This is a genomic window from Citrobacter sp. H12-3-2, from assembly GCF_009649895.1.
Taxonomy (GTDB): domain Bacteria; phylum Pseudomonadota; class Gammaproteobacteria; order Enterobacterales; family Enterobacteriaceae; genus Citrobacter; species Citrobacter portucalensis.
Genome location: NZ_CP045837.1, coordinates 3,609,300 through 3,633,778, shown reverse-complemented (window position 1 = coordinate 3,633,778; position 24,479 = coordinate 3,609,300). Strand labels below are relative to the sequence as shown.

Below are 24,479 nucleotides of genomic sequence, written 5' to 3'. Positions count from 1 at the left end.
GCGAGAATCGCCGGATGGCGACGCGAAATCGTCTTATCCAGCCTACAATGTTACCTGCACTTTGTAGGCCGGATAAGCGTGAGCGCCATGCGGCAGAGGGTTACTCTTTCGGTTTGAAGCGCAGCAGTCGGTTAGCGTTGCTCACCACAGTAATGGAGGAGAGTGCCATCGCCGCCCCTGCAACGACCGGATTCAGCAGTGTTCCGGTGAACGGCCACAGGATCCCAGCGGCAACGGGAATACCGATGCTGTTATAAATAAACGCGCCGACCAGGTTCTGCTTCATATTACGCAACGTTGCCCGGGAGATAGACAGTGCATCCGCAACGCCCATCAGGCTATGACGCATCAGCGTAATCGCGGCGGTTTCAATCGCCACATCGCTGCCGCCACCCATGGCAATTCCGACATCGGCCTGAGCCAGCGCAGGCGCATCGTTAATACCGTCACCCACCATGGCAACCTGACGCCCCTGGCTTTGCAGACGTTTAATCGCCTCGGCTTTACCGTCCGGCAGAACACCGGCAATCACCTCATCAATACCGGCTTCTTTGGCAATAGCGTTAGCCGTGGTCGGGTTGTCACCAGTAAGCATCACCAGACGATACCCGTTGCGGTGCAGGCGCTGAAGTGCTGCCACGCTGTCGCTACGTAGCGGATCACGCACCGCTAACAGCGCCGCCGCTTTACCATCAATCGCCAACAGGACCGGGGTTGAACCCTGGGATGCCTGAGCGGTGATTTCAGCTTCCATTTCAGTGGTATCAACCTGTTGCTCATTGAGCAGTGCCTGGTTGCCCAGCAGCAACGTATGACCTTCCGTTTCACCGCTTACGCCTAAACCGCGCAGCGTACGGAAACCATTGACCTGTGGCAGCGTAACATCACCGGCTTTGTCCAGAATCGCCCTGGCCAGCGGGTGACTGGAACCCTGTTCAAGGGCCGCAGCCAGACGAATCGCCAGCGCTTCATCGGTATTGCCAAACGTTTTGATGGCGACAACTTGCGGTTTACCTTCAGTCAATGTCCCGGTTTTATCAAATACGACGGTATCAAGCGTACTGGCGCGCTGCAGCGCATCGGCATCACGTACCAGAACCCCAAACTCAGCGGCACGACCTACACCGGAAATAATCGACATTGGTGTAGCCAGGCCCAGCGCACAAGGGCAGGCAATAATCAGTACGGTAGTGGCAATCACCAGCGTATAAACAATTTGTGGTGCCGGCCCGAAGAAATACCAGATTGCCGCACTCACCAGCGCGATGACGACGACAATCGGAACGAACACTGAGGAGATACGGTCGGCTAGTTTACCAATCTCCGGTTTACTGCTTTGCGCCTGGCGCACCATACGAATAATGCGTGACAGCGTGGTGTGGCTGCCAACGGCACTGGCGCGGAATAGCACGCTGCCGTCCTGTACGACCGTACCGGCGTGGACGCTATCGCCTTCGCCTTTTTGTTGCGGAATAGGCTCTCCGGTCAGCATGGCTTCATCCAGCCAGGCTTCGCCCTGAGTGATTTCGCCATCTACCGGAACGCGGTCACCGGTGGTCAGGCGCAGCAACATTCCCGCCTGAACGTCTGCCAGCGGCACGTTCTTTTCACCTTCGTCGGTAACAACACGCGCGGTCGGCGGCGTCAGATCGAGTAATTTTTCCAGTGCTTTGGACGAACGCTGGCGAGCCCGCGCTTCCAGCATGTGCCCGAGGTTAATCAGACCGATAATCATCGCACTGGCTTCATAATAGAGGTGTCGCGCTTCCATCGGGAACCATTGCGGCCAGAGGTTGACGCTCATGGAATAAAGCCATGCCACCCCCGTACCCAGCGCCACCAGCGTATCCATAGTCGCGGTGCCGTTCATCAGGCTTTTCCACGCGTTGCGGTAAAAATGACCGCCCGCGAAAACCATCACGGCAAGCGTTGCCAGACCAATCGTCAGCCACAGGCTGCGGTTGTCGGCAGTGACCATCATGTTTTCGCCAATCATTCCCCATACCATGACAGGGATACCCAACAGCAGCGCGACGGCCGCCTGCCAGCGAAAACGTTTCATGGTTGCTATGGCGGTTTCTTGCTGACGCTCGCGGCGCTTAACATCATCTTCAATGGCTTCTGCGCCGTAGCCCGCTTTTTCCACCGCTTTCACTAACTGGTCGGCGGACGCACTGCCCATTACCAGCGCAGTACGTTCCGCCAGGTTTACCCGTGCCTGCGTGACACCCGGTACGCTTTGCAGAGCATCTTGTACGCGGATAACACAGCTGGCGCAGCTCATGCCGTTTAACAGCAACTGTTGGCTGTCATCATCAGCCGTAGCTGCCGGAAGCTCGGAAGGGACCGCTGCCAGTGCTTCCGACGGGATTGATGACTCCGTCAGCGGTTTAGCCTTTGGGTGGCTTAACTCCGCGCCGTAACCGGCTTGTTTGATGGTTTCAATCAGCGCTTCAGCACTGGCGCTCCCGGTGATGTGCGCTTCAGTCACAGTGACATCCGCTTGCTCAACGTCCGGGCGTTGCTCCAGACTTTCTTTAACGCGTTTTACGCAGTGACCACAGGACAAGCCGTCCAGGGTTAGATCGATTGTTTGAGACATAACCAACTCCTTTATTGCAGGATTAACTGACTGTGATAAAGGTTAAACCTTCCATCTAGGGGAAGGTCAAGGGAGTTTTTAGAAAAGGTGCAAAAAGGGCGTAAAGGAAGAAAAACGGGAACGTCAGGTCAGCACGTTCCCGGTCTGTTATTGATTGAGAACGATAAGCGGCGTTCGATGCTGCGGTTCATTCATCACCGTGAGATCGGCGCCGTACAGTGCATTTAGTGACGATTGCTGCAGAACATCCTGCGGACGACCGTTATCAACTATCCTGCCGCGTTCCATCAATACAACGCGGTCAGCATAGCGCGCCGCAAGGTTGAGATCGTGCAGGACGCAGCAGACGCTGAACTGTCGTTCACCTACCAGACGACGCAGCAGACGAAAAAGATGCTGTTGGTGGTGAATATCCAGGGCGGAGGTGGGTTCATCGAGAAACAACCATTTTGGCCTGGGTTCGGGCTCCCAAAGTTGAACCAGCAGACGCGCCAGCTGTACCCGCTGTTGTTCTCCTCCCGACAGGTGCCGGTAATCGCGCGCGGCCAGCGCCTGGCAGTCACACAACGTCATGATGTGCTCCGTTTCATCGCCCGTGTTGCGCGTACGATACGGATGCCTGCCCATGCGGATGACCTCCTGCACGCTAAACGGGAAGGCCATATGACTGTTCTGGCGCATCGCAGCACGGGTTTTTGCCAGCTCGGTGATTGACCACTCGTTCAGCGGCTTGCCAAACAAGCTGCAACGTCCGCTATGGGGCTGCAGATAGCCCGTAAGCTGGCGAAGCAGCGTCGATTTTCCGGCACCATTCGGGCCAAGAATCGCGATGATTTCTCCATCAGGTAGCGTCAGGGAAACGTCATCGGTCAGTCGTCTGCCCTGAATGTGGTAGACCAGATTTTCAGCGACGATCATGACATCCTCCGGCTACGCAGTATTAACCACAGGAAATACGGTCCACCGATCAGGCTGGTTAACAGACCAACGGGCATTTCGGCAGGCTGAACAAGTGTGCGGGCCAGCGTGTCGGCAATCAGAAGTAAACAGGCACCGGCCAACGTAGAGCAAGGAATCAACCAGCGATGATCGGCGCCGGTAGTCATTCTGATCAGATGCGGGATCACCAGGCCAATAAAGCCAATCACGCCGCTGACGGAAACGGCAGCGCCAACCAGGAGCGAGCTGAGCAACAGTAACTGCTGGCGCTTACGTTTGACGTTTACGCCGAGGTAATGCGCCTCTTCATCACCCAACTGCAGCAAATTAAGCGTTCCCGCCATACAGACGGTGACTGCAATGGCTGGAAGAACAAACGTGCTGGCAACCAGCAGCGTTGGCCACTGGGCCTGGCCGAGATTCCCCATCATCCACAGTGTAAGTTGACGTAGCTGCTGTTCGTCGCCCACATAGCTCAGCACACCAATAGCCGAACCGCACAGAGCATTGATAGCGATACCTGCTAACAGTAGTTGCATCATTCCGCCGTGGTTATGACGCTGACTTATCAGGAAAATAATCGTGCAGACCACCATGCTGCCCGCGACGGCAAAAATCATCTGCTCATACAACACCAGCACTACGGGGAATGAAAATGGGATAACTATCGCGATGCCGACCATCAGCGCGGAGCCGCTGCTGACGCCAAGCAGGCCGGGATCGGCCATTGGATTGCGAAAAAGTCCCTGCATAATGACCCCTGCCGTAGCCAGCGCAGCACCGACCAAAACGGCCAGCAGTACGCGGGGCAGGCGGATGTTCAACCAGATATCTCGGTATTCGTCGTTGAACAGGGCGCTGAAGCTAATGTTCAACGCCCCCTGGCTGGCACCGAACAGCATCAGAGCGACCAGCAAGAGAGAAAGGCCCGTCAGAATGCTGACGGAAGAAAGCGAGTCCTTAAGCACGCAACGCTCCATAACGTCTTTGCGGCGCGAAGTTTCCGCGCCGCGAGGGGTTTACGCGGGTTTTAGTCCCGGCTCAACTAAACTGTAAATCTGGTTTTTGAGTGTCGGCGCCGTGGCCAGTTCGTGAATGTGCCTGGCAACATCCGCGCGCATCACAAAGCCATGACACTCCTCGGCCTGTATGCGTTGCGCCAGACCTGTGGCTTCACCATTCAGCAAACCGCCGGGGCGGAGAATGGCGTAGTCCAGTAGACTGGTTTGTAGCCAGCTTTCAGCCAACGATTTTTCCCGTACGGCCTGGCCAAATGCGGCCCTGGCGCGTGGGGACAAAAAGGGCCAACTGTCGCCACAGCCCAGAGAGGTAACCAGAATCATGCGTTTGATCTCAGCTTTTTCTGCTTCATCAATGACGGTTCTGTGCGCCAGATAATCCTGGGCACCGCCCATGGAGGAGATCACCGTGGCATGCTGACCCGCTGCGCGACAGGCGCAGGCGGTGACCTGGCTGTCGCAGGCGTCGCCAATAAAGACCTGCACACCTTTTTCCTGCAGCCCGGCAGCAACCTGGGGATTGCGAACGACAGCAATCACCGGACGACGCTCCGCCAGTGCGAGCTCCAGCGTTTTCGCGCCGACGCCGCTTCCACCTGCACCAAAAATAAGCCATGGAGCCATCAGGCATGTTCCTTTAAAGATGAAGACAACGTGTGAAAGGCGCTGACCTGTTCGGCCAGCAGCTGTCGATGCTCATCGCGACCGAGGAAAATTTTGAACATAGCGCTACCCGCCTGGTTGAAGAAGAGAATGGACGCAGTGTCCATTCCCATAAATTTGCGTTCAATCAGGGCAATATGCGTGCAGTTTTCTGCCTTGATATGACCGGTCATGCCTTTTTTGCCGCGCAGGTTGAAGTAACCGTGGCGGTGGAATCCGGAAGGTAATTCACCGGTGAATTCCAGAATGACATCAGCAGTATGGACCAGGGTGGTGACTTTGCCCCATTCGCAGACGGTTTCCCAGACGGTATCAAATTGACTGCCGGAAACCAGCGTTGGGGAAGGGAGGTTTTTCACCACCTCCAGCAATGTAGTGTTGTACTGGGCTGCGATAGCTTCCAGCGTACCGTCCGGCTCAGTTTTCAAAAAATCCTGTAAAGAGACATGGCTCATTATTCACTCCTTTTATGGTTGCTCTACCGCAATGCGCGGCGCGTTAAGTTCCTGAATCAGTTCATCAAGAGACTGCAAAATATTGCTCGCCCAAAAACGCCCTTCATTGGTCAGGCGTACACAGGTGCTGGCATCTCGCGTCAGTCCTGCGTGATGCCATTGGGTCAGTAGCGGGGCCAGTTTTTGTGCATGAGGCGTCAGCTCATCCAGCGGAACGCGGGCCGTCTCAATACCGGCCTGGAGAGTGTGTCGCCACTGGAAACCACGCTCGGCGGTGCGCATCATCATCATTAGCGGTTTTTTTCCGGCGGCGATAGATTCATGCCATGTATTCAGGTTGCGCTCGACCATCCAGGAATAGCCATTGACTGACCCTCCTGCGCCAGAGCCGAATGCCAGACAGTCTGCACCCTGTTTAATCAGCAGGTTGTACAGATTGCGTTCCCGTGTGGTACGCGCCCAGTGGCTGTTGCTGATGCAGCGCCAGCCCGCGCTGTCCATGAAATCGCAGCCCTGAAGATAGAGATCGCGGCGTTCGGCGGGAGAGGGAACGGTTGTGCGCCCGGTTTCAACCGCTTTGCCAAGCGGTGTATTAGGGATCAGATTCAGCGCATAAAGATCTACGCCGTCGAGGCCGATGTCGCGGGCAATCGCCAGATCCTCGCCCCACAGTTTTGCGTCTTGTCCTGGCAGACCAAACAGCAGATCGCACACCACGGCGGCACGATCTCGTTTTACCAGTCCCTGCATAAAGGCCGTCGCGGTCGGGCCGTCCGAAGTACGCGCCATTTTCTTGCGGATTCGGCTGTTAAAAGACTGAATACCGATTGAAAATCTATTGGCGCCAGCGTCAAGGCAGGCATCAATTCGCGCATCGTCAAAATTGAGCACCCGTCCCTCAATGGTGATTTCGCAGTCCGGCGCCAACGGTAGCTTGTCACGCAGCGCGGTAATGATTCTGGCCAGGTCCTGTGCAGACAGCGCAGAAGGCGTACCGCCGCCAAAATAGACGGCGTGAATGGGGGCCGACTGATGTAATGCGCTATCAGCTTCCATCTCTATTTCGCGCAACAGCGCGTTGGTGTAGAGGGCGCAGTTGTCTTCTTCAAATCGGTTTTGATAAAAACCGCAGAAAGTACAATGTGTTGCACAAAAAGGAATATGCAAGTACACCAGCCGTTTACGCGGTGGGGTTGGCTGGTTGATGACCTCCTGCCAGGTCTGTGACAATAGCTCTTTGGCAACCGGGATCGCCCCACGCCAGGGCATCGTGGCGCGGCGATCCTTAAATGGCTGACTTCCCTCGAGCGCAAAATGCGCGGTGAGATCCAGCGAATGTTCAGTTTTCATTCTTCTTAATAAATCCAATTAGTGAGGCCAGAATTGCTGGTGCAGGGCTTCAACCGCATCGGCGACGCGTGGTCCCATTCCCAGAATCAGCGCCTGGTCTACCGCCACAATGCGCTGGTTTTTCCAGGCCGCAGTGTGGGTAATACCGGCAATCGCGCTCAGGCGAGCCAGACCGCCATCGACCATTTGTGATGTCACCACGATCACCTCCGGGTTGGCGGCGATCAGTGACTCCGCGCTGTAGCTTTTATACTGCGCATGGGTGGCGACATTTTGTGCGCCTGCGAGGGCCATAATGGCATCGGCAACGCTGCCTTTTCCGGCGATCTGAGGTGCGCTGCCGCCAGCAGAGAGAATGAACATGGCTTTGACCGGCGCGTTTTTCGCCGCCACGCTGTGCTTAATACGCTCCAGACGTTGCTGCAGGCGATTGACTAGCGCCTCACCTTGGTCAGGAATGTGCAGTGTTGTAGCCAGTTCTTGAATGTTGGCGTACATCTGTTCGACGGTGGCCGGTACGCGCGGCAACGTCACGACGTTAACCTTTTGCGCCCGCAACTGATCCAACACGATTTGGGGACCTGCATCCTGCCAGGTGATAAAGCTGTCCGGATGGAGCGACAAAATGCCCTCGCTGCTTAACTGCTTCCAGTAGCCGATATGCGGGAGTGCGGCAGTTTCGGGCGGATACGAGGTGGTTTCATCAACGCCAACCACCCGGTTGCCGACGCCCATGGCGTATACCAGTTCACTAAGCGAGCCGCCCGCCACCACCAGGCGGTCGGCGGACTGGGCACTGAAAACGCAGGCGAGGCTCAGTAAGCCAATCATGAGCTTTTTCATCGTCAGAAATTCCACGCAAAGCCAACGGCGGCATTGAAACCAGCATCTGGAATAGATTCATGTGCGGTTCTGTAACGCTTATCGGTCAGGTTGTTGAGCGCGAGGTTGACCTGATACTGGTCCTGTGGACCGAACTCGGTGTTGAATGCGAGGTTAAGTGTGGCCCAGCCTGGGTAGTTGATTTCCGTGGTGCCGGTATTATCTTTAGCGCTGGACGCCGCGCGGATAAAGGCATCGGACGTCACGTTAGCGACATTCATCAACCAGGTATGTTTCAGGCCGACACGCCCGGTCAGCGTGGGTTCGCCGGTATCCCAGGTTTTTAGGGTATTGCCTTCGTACTGACGGCGAATGAGATTACCGCTCAGGTAAGGTGAAACCGCCCAGCCGTTGTATTCTGCGGTGAGTTCCATGCCCCAGGTTTTGGCCCGATCGATGTTTTCGTAGTAGTAATAGCCGCCCCGTGAAGAGGTGGTATTACCGCTGCAAACGGGTTGGCCTGAACAGGCCAGGCTGGCGATATAGTCTTTGGCTTCGGAGTAATAAATGGCGCCGTCAATCAGCCACATATTCCCTTTATACCGTGCGCCCAGCTCATAGTTATTCGAGTGTTCCGCCTTCAGGTTTGGGTTGCCGTAGGTCACGCTTCCGCCTGCGGACGTCTGCATAAACAGCTGAGTCAGCGTGGGGAAAACATAGCCCTGGGCATATGCTGCCCGGAGTTCAAGATCTTTAAAACCGGAATAGCGTAGGCTGGTTGAGGTCACCAGTTCATCATCGTGTACTGAATTTCCCCCGGTGGAATTCCAGGTGCTGCCGCTGCTTTGCAGGGTTTGCGTATCGTTGCGATTGAGCTTCGAAGACAGCCAGTACTGGCGTGCGCCTACGGTCCAGGTCCAGTCATCGGCAAAGCGCCAGTCGTTTTGCGCGAACAATGAGGTGTTGCTTTGCTCCGCTTCGTTGTATGACAGGGTGCGGGTTTGCGTATCGAAGAAGCCGGTAGCTGCGGTCTGGCGCGTACTGCCGTCCGTGTCCTGTTTGATTTTGTCATGCTGATATTGAGTGCCAATCACCAGCTCGTTGTTCGCGGGAAGGGAGAAATTGCCCTGCAGCGTTACCCCCTGGGTATACTGTTTGTCGTTGGTATTGGTTTGATTGTTTATCGTCAGCGCTTTAATCGCCGGGCTGGGGATTACCTGAGTCGTTTTGACCCGGTTTTCAAATTTGCGCTCTATTGTCTGGGTGTATGCGTCAACATGGATTTTCTTCAGGTAATCCCCGCCAGCCGCGTAGTCGTAGAAAAGACCGATTTTCTCGCGTTCCAGCTTAGGTATTTTGACGCTAAAGTCGTCGAACTGGCCCTCTGGATCGTCAAACCAGGTTTGAGTAGACAGTTTGTAACGATCGAGGGAGAGTCCGATTTTATGGCGATCGAAATTGTAGCCAAGCCACACGCCCTGGCCGTTATTACGGAAATTGGTGTCGGACAATCTCCCGTCAGGCGTATCGCGGTCCCCCTGGTCGGAGTAGCTGCCATTGATGCGGTAGTCAAAGTTTCCGATGCTGCCCCAGGCTGCTGCTGATTCTTCCCATCCTGCCGTTGCGGAGTTATAAACGGCCTTAACGCTGCCGCCGAGAGGCTTATCGCCGCCTTTTTTCGTAATAAAGTTTACGACACCGCCAATCGCCTGCGAACCGTAAAGGACAGAGTAGGGGCCTTTTACTACTTCAATCCGTTCCAGCGCGGATTCGTCAATCAGCAAACCGGCCCCGTAGTTTTGCCCGGCGCGCTGGTAGCTGACGACCTGGCCGTCGATCAAAATCAGCACCCGCGAAGAGGCTTCGCCACGGATATGAATTTGTTTCCGGCCAGCGAGGGCGTTATCGGTGACTTCGACGCCGGGAATATCTTGTAAATCATCAGCAATAGAAACGCTGGTGGAGTTTTGCAGCGTCTGGCGATCGATAACCTGAATAGTTGCCGGGCTATCCCAGAGACTACTTTCAGAGCGGTTAGCCGTGACGATCACCGTATCATCGTCGGGCGCTGAAGCGTGTGTTGTAGAGGTAGCTGCAGAAGCAGCGCCGGACATGCATAATGTCAGGGCTGAAAGAATAAATGGCCTTTGGTTAATCCGTGGCAACATAAGAGAACCTTTATTAAATGTAAATGATCATCATTATCATTCGTATTTGTATATAAAAATGTTTCCCTTTGTTCAATATGAAAGATGCATAACCAATATATCTTTTGATTTGAGTCAATTTTGTACGGTCAATAAATACTGAAATGTGATCTGTATCGGGTATAACAATGTGAATAGAAAGGATTTATTCATCTCTTTGTTGGCTTATAATGTGCAGATTTCTCGGGTAAATGATTACGGCAATCTGGGCTATAATGTGGCTCAGCACCAACAAGCACCGCGGGGGAAATGTGAATATTAGCGATGTTGCGAAAAAAACCGGTTTAACCAGCAAAGCCATTCGCTTTTATGAAGAGAAAGGACTGGTGACGCCGCCGCTGCGTAGTGACAATGGCTATCGCACTTACAACCAACAGCATCTGAATGAACTGACGTTGCTGCGTCAGGCGCGGCAGGTTGGATTTAATCTGGAAGAGTGCGGCGAGCTGGTAAACCTGTTTAACGATCCGGCGCGTCACAGCGCGGATGTGAAAAAGCGCACCCTGGAAAAGGTGGCGGATATTGAGCGGCATATCAGTGAGCTGCAGGCCATGCGCTTGCATTTACTGGCGCTGGCGGACAGTTGCCCGGGTGATGACAGCGCTGAATGTCCGATTATGGATAATCTCTCCGGCTGCTGCCATCACAAAGCGAAGGCTTAACGGCGAGAAGGATTAAGCATAAACACCACCGTGCCGCGGTACCACGGAGATTTCTCAAGCTGCGCTTCAGCCAGTGGATCTCGGCTACCGTTTTGCACCAGTCCCAGCTTAAATGGAATGCGCAGGCGGCTCAGCGCGGGTAGATACGCCTGATAATTCGTCACCGTGCGACGCCCCTGATAGCTTTGCACCACCAGTTCATCGACCGCCAACGCGTTCAGCGTAGCGACGTCGCCCGTTTTTGCCCAATCCAGTAGTCCGGTTACGCCTAGCGCAAACTCGGCCGGGAGCTGTTGGCGCAGTTGCTGCAGAAAGCGGGCGTAGTCGGTCAGTTGATGGGTCGCAGCGTCAAAATCAACCTGCAGGCCGACGACGTGATTCCCGGCGGTCTGCCAGCGCTGCATCAACCGTATGATACGCGCCGGGATCTCTTCCGGTACGTCGAGGGTTGTAAAGCGTACGGTCAGCCAGATTGAGGGAAAAGACAGACGACTGACCGGCAGTCCGAGGCGCTGGAACACCACGTTACCGGAACGAACCAGTACCTCGCCCTGGTGCAGATAAACCGTTTGCGCGTCTTTCAGCTCGTCACTGGCTTTCACCCCAGACCACAGCCAGAAGGCTGAATGTTCACGGGCGGCGACGATATCCGCCGCCTGTGCCTGGCCGAGAAGCAGTGCGGTTACCAGTAATATTTGAGTTTTTGCGCCCACGGGCTTCCCGGATACTGCGTTTTCAGTTGGGTGAACCAGCCCTTACGCTGCAATTTGTCCACGTCTTCTCCGCCACATTCGTTAGCGCCTGATGGCGCATAGCACATGATGGCGCGATACAGCGCGAAGCTCTTATCTTCGACTTCCGCGGTGGGTGAGGTGATTACCTGCTGGTAGTAGCTCTGTCTGTCGAACTGGCCGAACGGTTTCTTGCGCGAGATAGCTGATTCAAGCACGTCGTTGCCAGCGCTGCTTTTCCACAGGTCGACATGTGTTTGCGTGGTGCGGAAGAATTCGCCAAGGCAGTTCAGCGCGTGAGCATCATCCGCTTTTTTGCTCAATACCGTTACCGTTTCATTGAGGCTGCGGCACGTATAACCCGCCTGCGCCGTGTCGCCATTCCAGTCGAATATGCTCAGGTTAACGTCATCAAACGCTTCGCCAATGACCGGTGATGTAATCGCGCTGGCCAGCTTTCTGTCAGTAAGCCAGTCGCCAAAACGATTCTCTGTTAGATCCCGCACCAGCAGCGTATGCAACGCAATGGTACGCTCTTCGTTATTCGGGCCATGAACGGCCTGCTGGCGCAGCAGTTCTGGTGTGGCCTGCGTTTTCAGTACCTGCGAACGAAAGCGCAGGTTGGTCACCGCGCTATTCGGTGCGAAAACTGCCGCCACGTCGCCGCTATATACCAGCGTCGCAGTGAGCTTAGCCTGCACATATTGCTGCTGTTCGTTATCCTGGCTGAGTTTTAACAACTGCTGCCAAAAATCGCGCGCCTCGGCCCATTTCTTCTGGCCCATCAACGCTTCGCCGTACAGCACCTGTTCGCTGAAGGCGAGGGTATCGTGAGCGGCAAGTTTCTGCGCTGGCGTAACTGCCTGAATAATTGCCGCGTAGTTGCACGTTGCCAGCCACAGATTCAGTTGCAGATCGCGCCATAGCGGCAGTTTTTGGCTTTGTTCAAACACCGGTTTGCTGGCGTCGAGCTGTGCCTGCGTCAGTGTCGGTTTGTTATTGTTATCCAGGCGCAGCGCGCGTAGTAGCTCGATATAGCTGACTCGCGGCGCGTCGGGGAAGGCCTCAACGACGGACTGGTCGTAGAACGCCATGCCATAGACATTATCGTATTCGATGACATTTTCGCGCAGTTGCCGTGCGTCTGCCGACTGCTGCAAAGTCTGTTCATACAACCCGGCCAGCTGCGGCCATGACTGTAAATACCAGTTGATGCGACGCAACATGCCTCGTGAAGAGTCAGCGTAGAGTCCTTGGGGAAAACGCTGCAGATAGGCCTGCGCCAACTCTTGAGCCTGAGTGGCATCCTCGCGGTTAATTTTCGCAATATCAAAATCGCCGTACTCGCCCACACTGTTCTGACTGCTCTTGTTCAACGCCGTGCGCATCAGCATGTATTGCGCGGTCTCTGCTAACCACGGACGATCGCTTTTGGCAAGCTGAGTGAAATCCCGTTCGGCACTGGCATAATCACCGGCATAGAAACTGGCGGCTGCTGCCAGATAGCTTTTATAGGGCAGAGCTTGAGAATCTGCCGGGAAGGTGGCAAGAGAAGACTCAATTTGCTCGCGGGTTGCCCCAGAAAGCAGTCCCGTACGCGCCTGGGCTAAAGCCTGACGCTGTTCCGCTGTTAATGTGGAATCAGCCAACAGCGCGGCAAAAAAGGCGCTAACGCTCTCGGCGTTATTCGAAACATGACGGTTCTCTAGCTCAGCGTCATTGATGTTTATTTCGTCGGCGCTAATGTTCAGCTCGGCCATCTGTCGGGAGAGAGGACTGTCCGCGGCGGATGCCTGAGCTGCCGCTGTTTGCGGGGCAGCCTCATCCCATTGCGGGTGATAGGCAAAATAGAAATCGCGGGAGCGAGTGATGTCTGCGGGCATCGACTGCACGGGCAGAGCAAATGATTTTTCCTGGCTCAGCAGCCGCAGCAGGTTGTCGCGGCTGTCGTTTTCAGGGTTAAAGGTCGGCGTTCCCTTCAGCAGGCAGCTGTCGTCGCTCCATTTGCAGTCTTCCATATCGAACGAAGCGAATGCCTGCGGGGCGGCGGTCAGCAATGTGCAAAGGGCAAAGGCAAGGGGTGTCTTCCTGACCATAGTCTTATTTCCTGTCTTTTTAGTGTGATACCGCTTTTATAATCAGGGTGATTCCCTCAACGGCAATGACTTCAACCTGCGTTCCGGCGCTCAAATCGTCACGGGCGCTAACGGGCCAGGAACTGTCGCCGACGCGCATATGTCCGCGACCATTGACCAGGTTAGTTTCCAGAGTAAATCGACGGCCAACTAACTGTTGTCCACGTTGGTTAAGATGGCTGTCGGCCGGCTGCTGCTCCTGAACGCGTCTTGCCAGCCACTTCCACCACAGCCAGGCCGCCAGCAGGGTGAGGGCGGCGAACATCGCCCCCTGCCACGCCCAGTCTAGCGGAACGAGCCAGACGACCAGACCGGTAATCACCGCTGCCACGCCGCTCCACAGCAGATAACCGTTGCCGCCCAGCATCTCGGCGGCCAGTAACAGACCACCGAGGCTGAGCCAGAAAATATGCGGGTGCACCAGAATCATCGCTATCATGATTTTTTCCGCTCGCTGGCGCTGTCCTTAACCAGTTCGGCGATCCCGGCAATGGAGCCCATCAGGCTGCTGGCATCCAGCGGCATCATCACCACTTTGCTGTTATTCGACGAGCCGATATGCTGCAGCGCTTCGGTGTATTTCTGTGCCACGAAGTAGTTCACGGCCTGAATATCCCCGGCGGCAATGGCCTCAGAAACCATCTGTGTTGCGCGGGCTTCTGCTTCTGCGGAACGTTCACGCGCTTCAGCCTGTAAAAATGCGGACTGACGTTCACCTTCCGCGATGAGGATTTTCGACTGCTTCTCACCTTCGGCCTTGACGATTTCCGCCTGGCGGATCCCTTCGGCTTCCAGAATGTAGGCGCGCTTGGTACGTTCGGCTTTCATCTGCGCGTTCATGGCGTCAATCAGTTCCGCCGGTGGACGCACGTCACGAATCTCAATACGGGTGATTTTGATGCCCCAGGGATTGGTGGCCTCATCAACAATATGCAGCAGGCGCGTGTTGATGTTGTCACGCTGGGAGAGCATTTCATCGAGCTCCATCGAGCCGAGAACAGTACGAATGTTGGTCATGGTCAGGTTGATGATCGCCAGTTCCAGGTTGCTGACTTCATATGCGGCTTTCGGCGCGTCGATCACCTGAATAAAGCACACAGCATCAATCGAGACGTTGGCGTTATCTTTGGAGATGACTTCCTGAGAGGGGATATCAAGCACCTGTTCCATCATATTGATCTTACGACCAATGCGGTCCATGAACGGTACAACAAGGCTTAAACCCGGTTGCAGGGTTTTGGTGTAACGGCCAAAACGCTCTACCGTCCACTGATATCCCTGCGGGACGATTTTGACGCCTGCGCCGACGATCACCAGCGCGACAAAAATAAGAATAGGAATAAAAATGAGCATTGATGAAACCTCCTGTTGTGCTGTCCTTTACTGCCTCATTAGTCAAATTATACCCGATTTATCAAGGTGGGCTCCCCTATAATAAATTACAGGGATAGACTATCTGCACGAAAGATGTAAAAAGGGATTGGTAATGGAAGAAAGCAGCATTCTGCTTCAGTTAAAAAATGTCGCATGGCAGGCAGGGGCGACGCAGGTTCTTAATAACATCTGTTTTGATCTCCACGCCGGAGAATTTAAGCTGATTACCGGCCAGTCCGGCTGCGGTAAAAGTACGTTACTCAAGATAGTCGCGTCGTTAATTAGCCCGAGTTCTGGTGAAATCCTTTTTGAGGGTAAGGAGATATCAACGCTTAAGCCTGAAGCTTATCGCCAGCAGGTCTCTTATTGCGCGCAAACGCCCGCTTTGTTTGGTGACACCGTTTACGACAATCTCATTTTCCCCTGGCAAATTCGCGACAAACGTCCGGATCCGGATGTGTTTCTGGCCGATCTGGCCCGCTTTGAGTTACCCGAGACGATCCTCAAAAAAAATATCAATGAGCTATCCGGCGGCGAAAAGCAGCGCGTCTCGTTAATTCGTAATTTGCAGTTTCTGCCGAAAATTCTGCTGCTTGATGAAATCACCAGCGCGCTGGATGAATCCAACAAGCGTAATGTGAACGAATTAATTCACCACTATGTTCGCGATAAGAATATTGCTGTGCTGTGGGTGACGCATGACAAAGATGAAATTGATCATGCGGATAACGTCATAACCCTTCAACCGCACGCCGGTGAAATGCAGGAAGTAAGTAATGAACGAGCATAATATTACCAATGAATCCCTGGCGTTAGCGATGATGCTGGTGGTGGTCGCGATACTGATCAGCAACAAAGAAAAGCTGGCGCTGGAAAAAGATATTCTCTGGAGCGTTTGCCGGGCAGTGGTTCAGCTTATTATCGTGGGCTACGTGCTGAAATATATTTTCGGCGTCAACCATAGCATTCTGACCTTATTGATGGTGCTGTTTATCTGCTTTAACGCGGCCTATAACGCGCAAAAACGCAGTAAATATATTGATAAAGCTTTTCTCTCGTCGTTTATTGCTATTACGGTGGGAGCGGGGCTAACGCTTTCGGTGCTGGTTCTTTCAGGCTCTATCGAGTTCACGCCGATGCAGGTCATCCCGATCTCCGGCATGATTGCAGGCAATGCGATGGTGGCGGTGGGGCTGTGTTACAACAATTTGGGGCAGCGGTTTAACAGCGAGCAGCAGCAAATTCAGGAAAAACTCAGCCTCGGCGCAACGCCGAAGGTGGCTTCTGCACCGCTTATTCGCGACAGCATTCGCGCCTCGCTGATCCCGACGATTGATTCAGCGAAGACCGTAGGACTGGTGAGTTTACCGGGAATGATGTCAGGACTGATCTTTGCAGGTATTGACCCGGTAAAAGCAATTAAGTATCAGATTATGGTGACGTTTATGCTGCTATCAACCGCCAGCCTGTCGACCATTATCGCCTGCTACTTAACCTATCGAAAATTCTATAACTCACGTCACCAATTAGTGGTAACGCCATTAAAGAAACCGTGATGTGATGCCGTATGGCGGCTACCGCCATATCCGGCCGACGGGAATGAGGTGTTGGTTGTGTTTGTAAGCCCGATAAGCGTAGCGCCATCGGGCATGATGAACCAATTAGTACAACAGCGCGTACAGCTGGCGGCGATACTTCGAGGCCAGCGCATCACCGGTACCCAGTGCGGCAAGGATCTCCTGGAAAGTCTTACGTGCCTGACCATCGGCAGCCGTAAGATCTTTCTTCAGGTGGCTGAACAGTAATTCCAGCGATTCCTCGTTACGTCCGACCTGGTGCAATTGAATAGCCAACTGCGTTGCCAGCGCCGCATCCTGTGGATTGCTGGCGACCTGCTGCTGCAACTGTTGGATTTCCGGTGTATCAGCGGCCTGCTTCAGTAATTCGATCTGTGCGATAAGCCCTTGATAGCGGGTGTCCTGATCCTGCAACGGAATGGTTTTCAGCACCGCTTCGGCTTCGTCAGAACGGTTCAGGGCGATTTGCGTTTCCGCCAGCAGCAGACCGATTTCGCTGCTCTGGTTGGAGATCTGCCAGGCTTCTTTCAGCAGCGGCAGCGCATCCGCGTGATTACCGGCTTCGATGAATTCGATAGCCTGGCGTGCTTTCAGCTCTTCTTCGCTCGGCAGCACTTTCTCCAGCAGCGCGCGAATAACCTCTTCCGGTTGCGGACCCTGGAATCCATCTACCGGCTGGCCGTTCTGGAACAGATAAACCGTAGGGATCGCGCGCAGACCAAACTGGGAGGCGATCATCTGCTCGGCGTCGCAGTCCAGCTTAGCGAGAATAAACTGACCGTTATACTGGGCGGCAAGGTTCTCCAGTACCGGCGTTAATTGCAGACAATGCTGGCTGCGCTCAGACCAAAAATAGAACAGGACCGGCGTGGTCATCGACTGTTCGAGGGTCTGCTGTAGGTTCGATTCGTTAATGTTAACAATATTCTGTGTGGACATGGAGTTACTCTCTTTTGTCGATTTCTTGTTACATGGGGGCTGACGCGCGAGCTTCAACTCAACCCTGTAAAATTTTGTCCATTATGCGGCCTGGCAACAGGCGTTTAAGCAGCATCACTGCCCAGGTCACCAGCGTAACCGGATAACGTAGCTTTGGTTTATCGCTCTCAAACGCATGACGCACTTTGGCGACAACCGCTTCTGGTCCCAGCGTAAAACGCGCGGCAATGCCGGGATTTTCAACGGGAGCATCGCTCTGGGTCTGGTTGACGTTTTCGGTAAAGCGGGTACGGATGGGGCCGGGTTCAATCAGGCTGACCTTAATCCCGCTGTGGCGCAGTTCCATACGCAGTGCGTCGGACCAGGCTTCCAGTGCATATTTGCTGGCGGCATAGGCGCCGCGTCCCGGCGTTGAGATCAATCCCATCACCGATGAGGTCATCACAATGCGCCCTTCGCCGTGGGGTAACATGGCAGGTAACAGGCGCATGGTAAGCTGATGTGCGCCAAAGAAGTTGGCGGAAAACTGCTGTTCCATCTGTTCACGGCTGATGGTGGGCAGGGGACCATAGACACCGTATCCGGCGTTGTTAAAGATCCCATATAAACGATTATCGGTCAGGGCGATCACTTCATCGGCGGCACGATCCACGCTTTCGGGTGAATCCAGATCCAGCAACACGCCAGTGAATCCCATGCTGTTCATACGCGCGACATCGTCAGGTTTGCGACAGCCTGCCAGAATTTGAAAACCCTGGCGCTTTAGCTCAAGCGCACTTTCCAGGCCGATTCCGCTGGAACATCCTGTTATTAAGACCGATTTTTGCATAACTTTACCTGTCAGGATCTCCGTTGAATTACGAGTCGTGATTTACTAGAGGTGTGAGATGTTGCGCCATCCAGTCGGCGATAAACGGCTGGGCGTCACGGTTAGGATGAATACCATCATCCTGCATCCACTGGGGTTTCAGATAAACCTCTTCCATGAAAAATGGCAGCAGAGGGATATCAAACTCTTTGGCGAGCTTTGGATAAATCGCGCTAAAGGTTTCATTATAACGGCGACCGTAGTTTGCCGGCAGACGAATTTGCATCAGCAGTGGTTCGGCATTTGCCGCTTTCACGTCCTGCAAAATTGTTCGCAGGGTTTGTTCGGTTTGCGCAGGCGCGAAGCCGCGCAGGCCGTCGTTGCCGCCAAGTTCGACCAGCACCCAGCGCGGCTGGTGCTGCTTGAGTAATGCAGGCAGACGGGCCAGACCTTGCTGCGAGGTGTCGCCGCTGATGCTGGCATTCACCACCGGCGTTTTGGTTTGCCATTTATCATTAAGTAGCGCAGGCCACGCGGCGCTGGCGGACATTCGGTATCCGGCGCTCAGGCTGTCACCCAGAATTAATAACGTGTCCGCTGCGGCGGCGCGGAAAGTTAACAGGACCAGGAACAGGAAAGGCCAATGCCAGCGGAAAACATTGTTGAAGTTCATCATCTTAAGAAATCCGTCGGTCAGGGTGATCATGAGCTATCCATCCTTACCGGAGTTGAACTGGTTGTCAAACGCGCCGAGACCATTGCGTTGATTGGCGAGTCGGGATCGGGGAAATCCACGCTGCTGGCGATTCTCGCCGGGCTTGACGATGGCACCAGCGGTGAAGTCAGCCTGGTGGGGCAGGCGCTGCACACCATGGACGAAGAAGCCCGGGCGCAGCTGCGGGCGCGGCACGTGGGTTTTGTCTTCCAGTCATTCATGTTAATTCCGACCCTCAACGCGCTGGAAAACGTCGAACTGCCCGCGCTGTTGCGCGGCGAAAATAGCGGAAAAAGCCGCGACGGGGCAAAAACGCTGCTCGAGCAACTTGGGCTGGGAAAACGTCTCGATCATCTTCCGGCCCAGCTTTCCGGCGGGGAGCAGCAGCGCGTGGCGCTGGCGCGGGCCTTTAACGGTCGCCCTGACGTGCTGTTTGCCGATGAACCAACGGGCAACCTCGATCGCCAGACCGGAGACAAAATAGCCGACCTGCTGTTTTCTCTGAACCGGGAACACGGCACCACCCTGATTCTGGTGACGCATGACCCGCAGTTGGCGGCGCGTTGCGACAGGCGCTTACGTCTGGTGAATGGACAGTTGCAGGAGGAGGCATGATTGCACGCTGGTTCTGGCGCGAATGGCGCTCGCCTTCACTACTGATTGTCTGGCTGGCGCTGAGCCTGGCGGTAGCTTGTGTGCTGGCGCTGGGCAATATCAGCGATCGTATGGAAAAAGGGCTGAGCCAGCAAAGCCGTGAGTTTATGGCGGGCGATCGGTCACTACAAAGTTCGCGTACCGTGCCGAAAGCGTGGATTGACGAGGCGCGACAGCGTGGCCTGAAGGTGGGCGAACAGTTGACCTTTGCTACCATGACTTTTGCCCGGGATACGCCGCAGCTGGCGAACGTCAAAGCGGTAGATGATGTGTATCCGATGTACGGCACACTGCAAACCAACCCGCCGGGACTGAAACCGCAGCCGGGCTCGGTGCTGCTGGCCCCACGTCTGATGGCGCTACTCAACTTAAAAGTCGGTGATTCCATCGACGTTGGCGATGCCACGCTGAGCATTGCCGGGGAGGTGGTGCAGGAGCCGGGCTCTGGTTTTAATCCGTTCCAGATAGCACCGCGTCTGATGATGAACATGGCGGATGTCGAAAAAACGGCGGCGGTCCAGCCGGGAAGCCGCGTGACCTGGCGCTATAAATTTGGCGGGACGCCATCGCAACTGGAAGCCTATGAAAAGTGGCTGCTGCCACAGTTAAAGCCTGAACAGCGCTGGTATGGGCTGGAGCAGGATGAAGGGGCGCTGGGGAAATCACTTGAGCGTTCGCAACAGTTCTTGCTGCTGTCGGCGCTGTTAACGCTGTTGCTAGCGGTCGCCGCGGTTGCCGTGGCTATGAGCCATTATTGCCGCAGCCGTTACGATCTGGTGGCTATTCTGAAAACGTTCGGTGCGGGCAGAGCGCAACTGCGCAGGCTGATTGTTGGTCAATGGCTGATGGTGCTGGCGCTGTCTGGCGTGACCGGCGGACTATTCGGACTGTTATTCGAGCGCGTGCTGGTGCTGCTGCTCAAGCCGGTTCTGCCTGGAGAACTACCGCCTGCCAGCCCCTGGCCGTGGTTATGGGCACTAGGCACCATGACGGTGATTTCGCTATTGGTGGGGTTACGCCCTTACCGCCTGCTGCTGGCAACGCAGCCGCTGCGGGTGCTGCGCCGTGACGTGGTGGCAAACGTCTGGCCCCTGAAGTTTTATTTGCCGGTGGTCGTGATAGTCGTGATTGCACTGCTTGCTGGACTGATGGGCGGAAGTCCACTGCTGTGGGCGGTACTGGCTGGTGCGGTGGTACTGGCGCTGTTGTGCGGGGTGCTCGGCTGGATGCTGCTCAACGTGCTGCGTGGTCTGACGCTCTCCTCACTGCCGCTGCGTTTGGCGGTCAGTCGACTGTTACGCCAGCCGTGGTCAACGCTCAGCCAGCTATCGGCATTTTCGCTTTCCTTTATGCTGCTGGCGTTGTTACTGGTGCTGCGCGGCGATCTGCTCGACCGCTGGCAGCAGCAAATGCCGCCGGAAAGTCCGAACTATTATCTGATTAACATTGCCACCGAGCAGGTGGTTCCGCTGAAGGCTTTCCTGTCCGAGCATCAGGTGATCCCGGAATCGTTCTATCCGATTGTGCGGGCGCGTCTGACGGCTATCAATGAGAAGCCGACCGAAGGCAATCAGGATGAGGCGCTGAACCGCGAGCTTAACCTGACCTGGCAGGATACCCGACCGGATCATAACCCGATAACCGCCGGAAGCTGGCCGCCAAAAGCGGGCGAAGTGTCGATGGAAGAGGGGTTAGCGAAACGGCTGAACGTCAAACTCGGCGATCGGGTGACTTTTATGGGCGATACCCAGGATTTCAGCGCCACGGTCAGCAGTCTGCGCAAAGTGGACTGGGAAAGCCTGCGGCCCAACTTCTTCTTTATCTTCCCTTCCGGCGCGCTGGATGCTCAGCCGCAAAGCTGGTTAACCAGCTTTCGCTGGGAGAATGGCAACGGCATGCTAACGCAGCTTAACCGCGAATTCCCGACCATCAGCCTGCTGGATATTGGCGCCATCCTCAAACAGGTGAGCCAGGTGCTGGATCAGGTGAGCCGCGCACTGGAGGTGATGGTGGTACTGGTCACCGCCTGTGGCATGCTGCTGCTATTGGCGCAGGTCCAGGTCGGGATGCGTCAACGTCATCAGGAGTTGGTGGTCTGGCGCATGCTGGGAGCAGGTAAGAAGCTGCTGCGTACCACGCTGTGGTGCGAGTTCGCCATGCTCGGGATGGTTGCCGGACTGGTGGCGGCCATCGGTGCGGAAACAGCGTTGGCGGTACTGCAAACCAAAGTGTTTGATTTCCCGTGGGAGCCAGACTGGCGACTGTGGGTAGTATTACCATTTAGTGGAGCATTGCTGCTCTCTTTATGCGGCGGATGGCTCGGTTCACGTCTGCTAAAAGGTAAAGCGCTGTTCCGTCAGTTCAGTAGTTAATTCATATTCGTGATGATTACGCACCGGTTTTAAAATCGGTGCGTCTTTTTTTCTATGTAGCACAAATTGATAACTCCTTGATATTTAACAGCACAGAACAATAAAAACCCAACAACACGAGAGTATTAATAAACGTTAATATTTGTGTGCTGAATAATTGGCAGGCTATCTATCAAGGTATAAATAATGACTATAAAAAAAACAGCGCTGGCGGTATCGTTCGGCGCAGCAGTGGCATTAACGACTTTCGCTTCACAGGCGGAAATCACGGTCCTGAAACAAGATCCGCAGGCGGGCAACCCGCTGAGCCGTCTTAACTTCACCGTCGGCGGCAGTATTCGTCCGCAGTTCCAGAATATGGCCGGTGACGATGGTAAGAATGGCTACAAACGTAATGGCTTCGATGGCGGTACACGTTTCCGCTTCGCCGCTGACTACTATCTGTTTGATGATATCAGTTGGGTGAGCTACTACGAGCTGGGCGTTAACTTCCCGGCGATGTTCAACTGGGATAACCACTACGCTGACGGTGCCAACGATACCACGCGTCGTATGCTGTACACCGGTCTGAAGAGTGCAACCTGGGGTACGCTGACCTTCGGTCAACAAAACAGCATTTACTATGATGTAGTCGGTGCGAAAACGGATATCTGGGACTATGACATGATCGGTCAGGCGCCAGGTAACGGTATTAATGGCGACTATGATGGTTCCTATCGTACGCGTAACTCACTGAAGTATAAGAATACCGTTGGTGATGTGGATCTCTACGCCTCTTATCTGTTCAGTGATGATTACAACCCGAACAACGGTCTGCGCTACAAGCGTAAAGGCGGCGGCTCACTGGGTGTGGATTATCACATTACCGATGACCTGACCTGGGGTACGGCGTGGAACTACACTCGCGCGGAAATGCGTGGCAACACCAGCAAAACCTACGATCAAAACATCGTCGGTACCGCGCTGAGCTGGAAACCGGACAACTGGACCTTCTCGATGGGCGGCGGTTGGTATCAAAACTTCATGACCACCAAAAAAGTCTCTGTTAACGACTACTTTGCCGGTGACGCCTGGGGTCTGGAATACTTCGCCGGTTACACCTTCCCGGTGGGTCAGTATGCGCTGAAATCCGTTCAGCCGTACTTTATGGGCGACCGTATTGAGTACGTGAATGGCCGTAACTACCTGCGTACCGACAACGGCGTAGGGATCAGCTTCCAGCTGGATTACGGTTTCCGTGTTGATTACGAACACGTCTTTACCTCCAGCACCGACAATCTGGGTGACATGAACCTGGTGCGTCTGCGTTACGACTTCTAATCGACGCCTGCCGCCCGATATGCTTGCGTTTATCGGGCCTAAGAAAGCAGTTGTAGGCCGGATAAGGCACTTGTGCCGACATCCGGCTTTTTCATACCTTCTCACATTTAAAAACATACTCTGCAACATCATGAAATAATTTCAAGGACAGCAGGTTGTGATCTGTGTCATGTTAGAAATCTGCCTGTTATCAGGCCAACGAGAACAACGCCGCATGAACGGCGTGAGACATGACACCACAACGTTAAAATGGAGAAAATATGGGATTGCGTCAGAGTTTACGCGTCGCGACCGGGGCGCTGTTACTGGCCTGCGGCTTACAATTTGCTCATGCGAACAGTGACCCGCACACAATCGTGTTTGGCGTCGCGCCTGGGCCATATGGTGATATGGTGAAACAGGCCATTGCCCCCACGCTGAAAGAGAAAGGCTATAAGGTAGTGGTGCGCGAATTCAGCGATTACGTGCAGCCAAACATGGCGCTCTCCAACGGTAGCATTGATGCTAACCTGTTCCAGCATTCGCTCTATTTTGACAAATTCACCGCCGATAAAGGCCTGAAGCTGAGCAAGCTGATTGTGGTCCCGACGGCCGGGATGGGGTTTTACTCACATAAAATCAAAAGCCTGGATGAGTTGAAAAAAGGGGATGTGATCACGCTTTCCAACGATCCCACCAACCTGGCTCGCGGTCTGCGTTTCCTGCAGTCTATTGGCCTTATCACCATCAAAGACAATATTGATCCAACTAAAGCCTCCGAGCGCGATATCGCCAGCAATCCCAAAGGGCTGGTGTTTAAACCGCTGGAAGCGGCACAGCTGCCGCGTACGCTGGACGGTGTGACCGGTGCGCTGGTCAACGGTAACTTTGCCGTGGCGGCAAAAATGGATCTCGCCAGCGCCATCAAGCAGGAACACCTGGACGAAAATCTGAAAAATATCATCGCGGTACGCAGTGAAGATGCGGATAAACCGTTCGCAAAAGATATTGTTGAGGCGGTGAAATCTCCGGCGTATCGCGCGGTGATCGACGATCCGCAAAATATCTACAGCGCCTTCCAGAAACCGGAATGGATGTCGACAGCCCAATAATCGCTGCGCACAAGGGTTAACAGGGGCAGCGACGACTGCCCTTT

General features: G+C 54.6%; 22 protein-coding genes. 7 read left to right on the top strand and 15 right to left on the bottom strand.

Annotated elements, in window-relative coordinates:
* Positions 1-100: 100 nt before the first annotated feature.
* From copA to GHC22_RS17390, 8 genes are all read right to left on the bottom strand, one after another.
* Positions 101-2,602 (bottom strand): copper-exporting P-type ATPase CopA, encoded by a 2,502-nt coding sequence (copA, locus tag GHC22_RS17425; RefSeq protein ID WP_153753645.1) that lies wholly within the window; start codon positions 2,600-2,602, stop codon positions 101-103.
* 147 nt (positions 2,603-2,749) lie between these two features.
* On the bottom strand, positions 2,750-3,520 hold the full coding sequence (locus GHC22_RS17420) for a heme ABC transporter ATP-binding protein (RefSeq protein ID WP_153753644.1): 771 nt from the start codon (positions 3,518-3,520) through the stop codon (positions 2,750-2,752).
* The gene (locus tag GHC22_RS17415; protein WP_048235958.1) at positions 3,517-4,509 is read right to left on the bottom strand and encodes an iron ABC transporter permease; all 993 of its coding nucleotides are present in this window, start codon (positions 4,507-4,509) and stop codon (positions 3,517-3,519) included. The genes GHC22_RS17420 and GHC22_RS17415 overlap by 4 nt, the downstream gene beginning before the upstream one ends.
* A 51-nt stretch (positions 4,510-4,560) precedes the next feature.
* A complete protein-coding gene (gene chuY / locus GHC22_RS17410; RefSeq protein ID WP_153753643.1) occupies positions 4,561-5,184 on the bottom strand; it encodes an anaerobilin reductase in 624 nt (207 codons plus the stop codon).
* Entirely contained in the window at positions 5,184-5,678 is a 495-nt protein-coding gene (hutX, locus tag GHC22_RS17405; RefSeq protein WP_032942563.1) for a heme utilization cystosolic carrier protein HutX, read from the bottom strand. Before hutX ends, chuY begins: the two co-directional genes overlap by 1 nt.
* A 12-nt stretch (positions 5,679-5,690) precedes the next feature.
* Positions 5,691-7,028: a heme anaerobic degradation radical SAM methyltransferase ChuW/HutW gene (gene hutW, locus GHC22_RS17400; protein ID WP_111465977.1), complete on the bottom strand. Its 1,338-nt coding sequence runs from the start codon at positions 7,026-7,028 to the stop codon at positions 5,691-5,693.
* A gap of 18 nt (positions 7,029-7,046) precedes the next feature.
* Positions 7,047-7,871 carry a hemin ABC transporter substrate-binding protein gene (locus GHC22_RS17395; RefSeq protein WP_111465976.1) on the bottom strand — a complete coding sequence of 275 codons (825 nt, stop codon included), beginning with the start codon at positions 7,869-7,871 and terminating at the stop codon, positions 7,047-7,049.
* 2 nt (positions 7,872-7,873) lie between these two features.
* Entirely contained in the window at positions 7,874-10,018 is a 2,145-nt protein-coding gene (locus tag GHC22_RS17390) for a TonB-dependent siderophore receptor (protein WP_153753642.1), read from the bottom strand.
* Positions 10,019-10,308: 290 nt separating this feature from the next.
* On the opposite strand from GHC22_RS17390, the gene cueR reads away from it, so the two are divergent.
* The gene (gene cueR / locus GHC22_RS17385; protein ID WP_008783984.1) at positions 10,309-10,719 is read left to right on the top strand and encodes a Cu(I)-responsive transcriptional regulator; all 411 of its coding nucleotides are present in this window, start codon (positions 10,309-10,311) and stop codon (positions 10,717-10,719) included.
* On the opposite strand, the gene GHC22_RS17380 is transcribed toward cueR, so the two are convergent.
* From GHC22_RS17380 to GHC22_RS17365, 4 genes are read right to left on the bottom strand one after another with little or no spacing between them, the layout of a single operon-like run.
* Positions 10,716-11,432: a DUF3142 domain-containing protein gene (locus GHC22_RS17380; RefSeq protein WP_153753641.1), complete on the bottom strand. Its 717-nt coding sequence runs from the start codon at positions 11,430-11,432 to the stop codon at positions 10,716-10,718. The two genes, cueR and GHC22_RS17380, sit on opposite strands and share 4 nt — an antisense overlap.
* The gene (locus GHC22_RS17375; RefSeq protein WP_153753640.1) at positions 11,402-13,546 is read right to left on the bottom strand and encodes a hypothetical protein; all 2,145 of its coding nucleotides are present in this window, start codon (positions 13,544-13,546) and stop codon (positions 11,402-11,404) included. The genes GHC22_RS17380 and GHC22_RS17375 overlap by 31 nt, the downstream gene beginning before the upstream one ends.
* A 19-nt stretch (positions 13,547-13,565) precedes the next feature.
* On the bottom strand, positions 13,566-14,024 hold the full coding sequence (locus tag GHC22_RS17370; protein WP_032942572.1) for an NfeD family protein: 459 nt from the start codon (positions 14,022-14,024) through the stop codon (positions 13,566-13,568).
* Complete coding sequence (locus GHC22_RS17365) at positions 14,021-14,938, bottom strand: SPFH domain-containing protein (RefSeq protein ID WP_003831073.1); 918 nt, start codon at positions 14,936-14,938, stop codon at positions 14,021-14,023. Before GHC22_RS17365 ends, GHC22_RS17370 begins: the two co-directional genes overlap by 4 nt.
* Positions 14,939-15,071: 133 nt before the next feature.
* Between GHC22_RS17365 and fetA the strand changes: the two genes are divergently transcribed.
* Positions 15,072-15,749, top strand: coding sequence for an iron ABC transporter ATP-binding protein FetA (gene fetA / locus GHC22_RS17360; RefSeq protein ID WP_057067790.1), 678 nt, complete (start codon positions 15,072-15,074; stop codon positions 15,747-15,749).
* The gene (gene fetB / locus GHC22_RS17355; protein WP_008783989.1) at positions 15,736-16,515 is read left to right on the top strand and encodes an iron export ABC transporter permease subunit FetB; all 780 of its coding nucleotides are present in this window, start codon (positions 15,736-15,738) and stop codon (positions 16,513-16,515) included. Before fetA ends, fetB begins: the two co-directional genes overlap by 14 nt.
* Before the next feature lie 105 nt (positions 16,516-16,620).
* On the opposite strand, the gene GHC22_RS17350 is transcribed toward fetB, so the two are convergent.
* From GHC22_RS17350 to tesA, 3 genes are read right to left on the bottom strand one after another with little or no spacing between them, the layout of a single operon-like run.
* Complete coding sequence (locus GHC22_RS17350; RefSeq protein WP_032942575.1) at positions 16,621-17,475, bottom strand: co-chaperone YbbN; 855 nt, start codon at positions 17,473-17,475, stop codon at positions 16,621-16,623.
* Between the two features lie 58 nt (positions 17,476-17,533).
* Complete coding sequence (locus GHC22_RS17345; protein WP_003835790.1) at positions 17,534-18,304, bottom strand: SDR family oxidoreductase; 771 nt, start codon at positions 18,302-18,304, stop codon at positions 17,534-17,536.
* Between the two features lie 28 nt (positions 18,305-18,332).
* Entirely contained in the window at positions 18,333-18,959 is a 627-nt protein-coding gene (gene tesA / locus GHC22_RS17340) for a multifunctional acyl-CoA thioesterase I/protease I/lysophospholipase L1 (RefSeq protein WP_003021850.1), read from the bottom strand.
* Here tesA and ybbA point away from each other — a divergent pair.
* The 4 genes from ybbA (at position 18,927) to GHC22_RS17320 (ending at position 24,435) form a co-directional block, all read left to right on the top strand.
* Positions 18,927-19,613 carry a putative ABC transporter ATP-binding protein YbbA gene (ybbA, locus tag GHC22_RS17335; protein WP_008783992.1) on the top strand — a complete coding sequence of 229 codons (687 nt, stop codon included), beginning with the start codon at positions 18,927-18,929 and terminating at the stop codon, positions 19,611-19,613. The two genes, tesA and ybbA, sit on opposite strands and share 33 nt — an antisense overlap.
* Positions 19,610-22,024: a putative ABC transporter permease subunit YbbP gene (gene ybbP / locus GHC22_RS17330; RefSeq protein WP_153753639.1), complete on the top strand. Its 2,415-nt coding sequence runs from the start codon at positions 19,610-19,612 to the stop codon at positions 22,022-22,024. Before ybbA ends, ybbP begins: the two co-directional genes overlap by 4 nt.
* Positions 22,025-22,210: 186 nt before the next feature.
* Positions 22,211-23,344: a porin gene (locus tag GHC22_RS17325; RefSeq protein ID WP_153753638.1), complete on the top strand. Its 1,134-nt coding sequence runs from the start codon at positions 22,211-22,213 to the stop codon at positions 23,342-23,344.
* A gap of 260 nt (positions 23,345-23,604) precedes the next feature.
* Positions 23,605-24,435, top strand: a complete 831-nt coding sequence (locus GHC22_RS17320; RefSeq protein ID WP_003831083.1) for a MetQ/NlpA family ABC transporter substrate-binding protein — start codon at positions 23,605-23,607, stop codon at positions 24,433-24,435.
* Positions 24,436-24,479 lie beyond the last annotated feature (44 nt).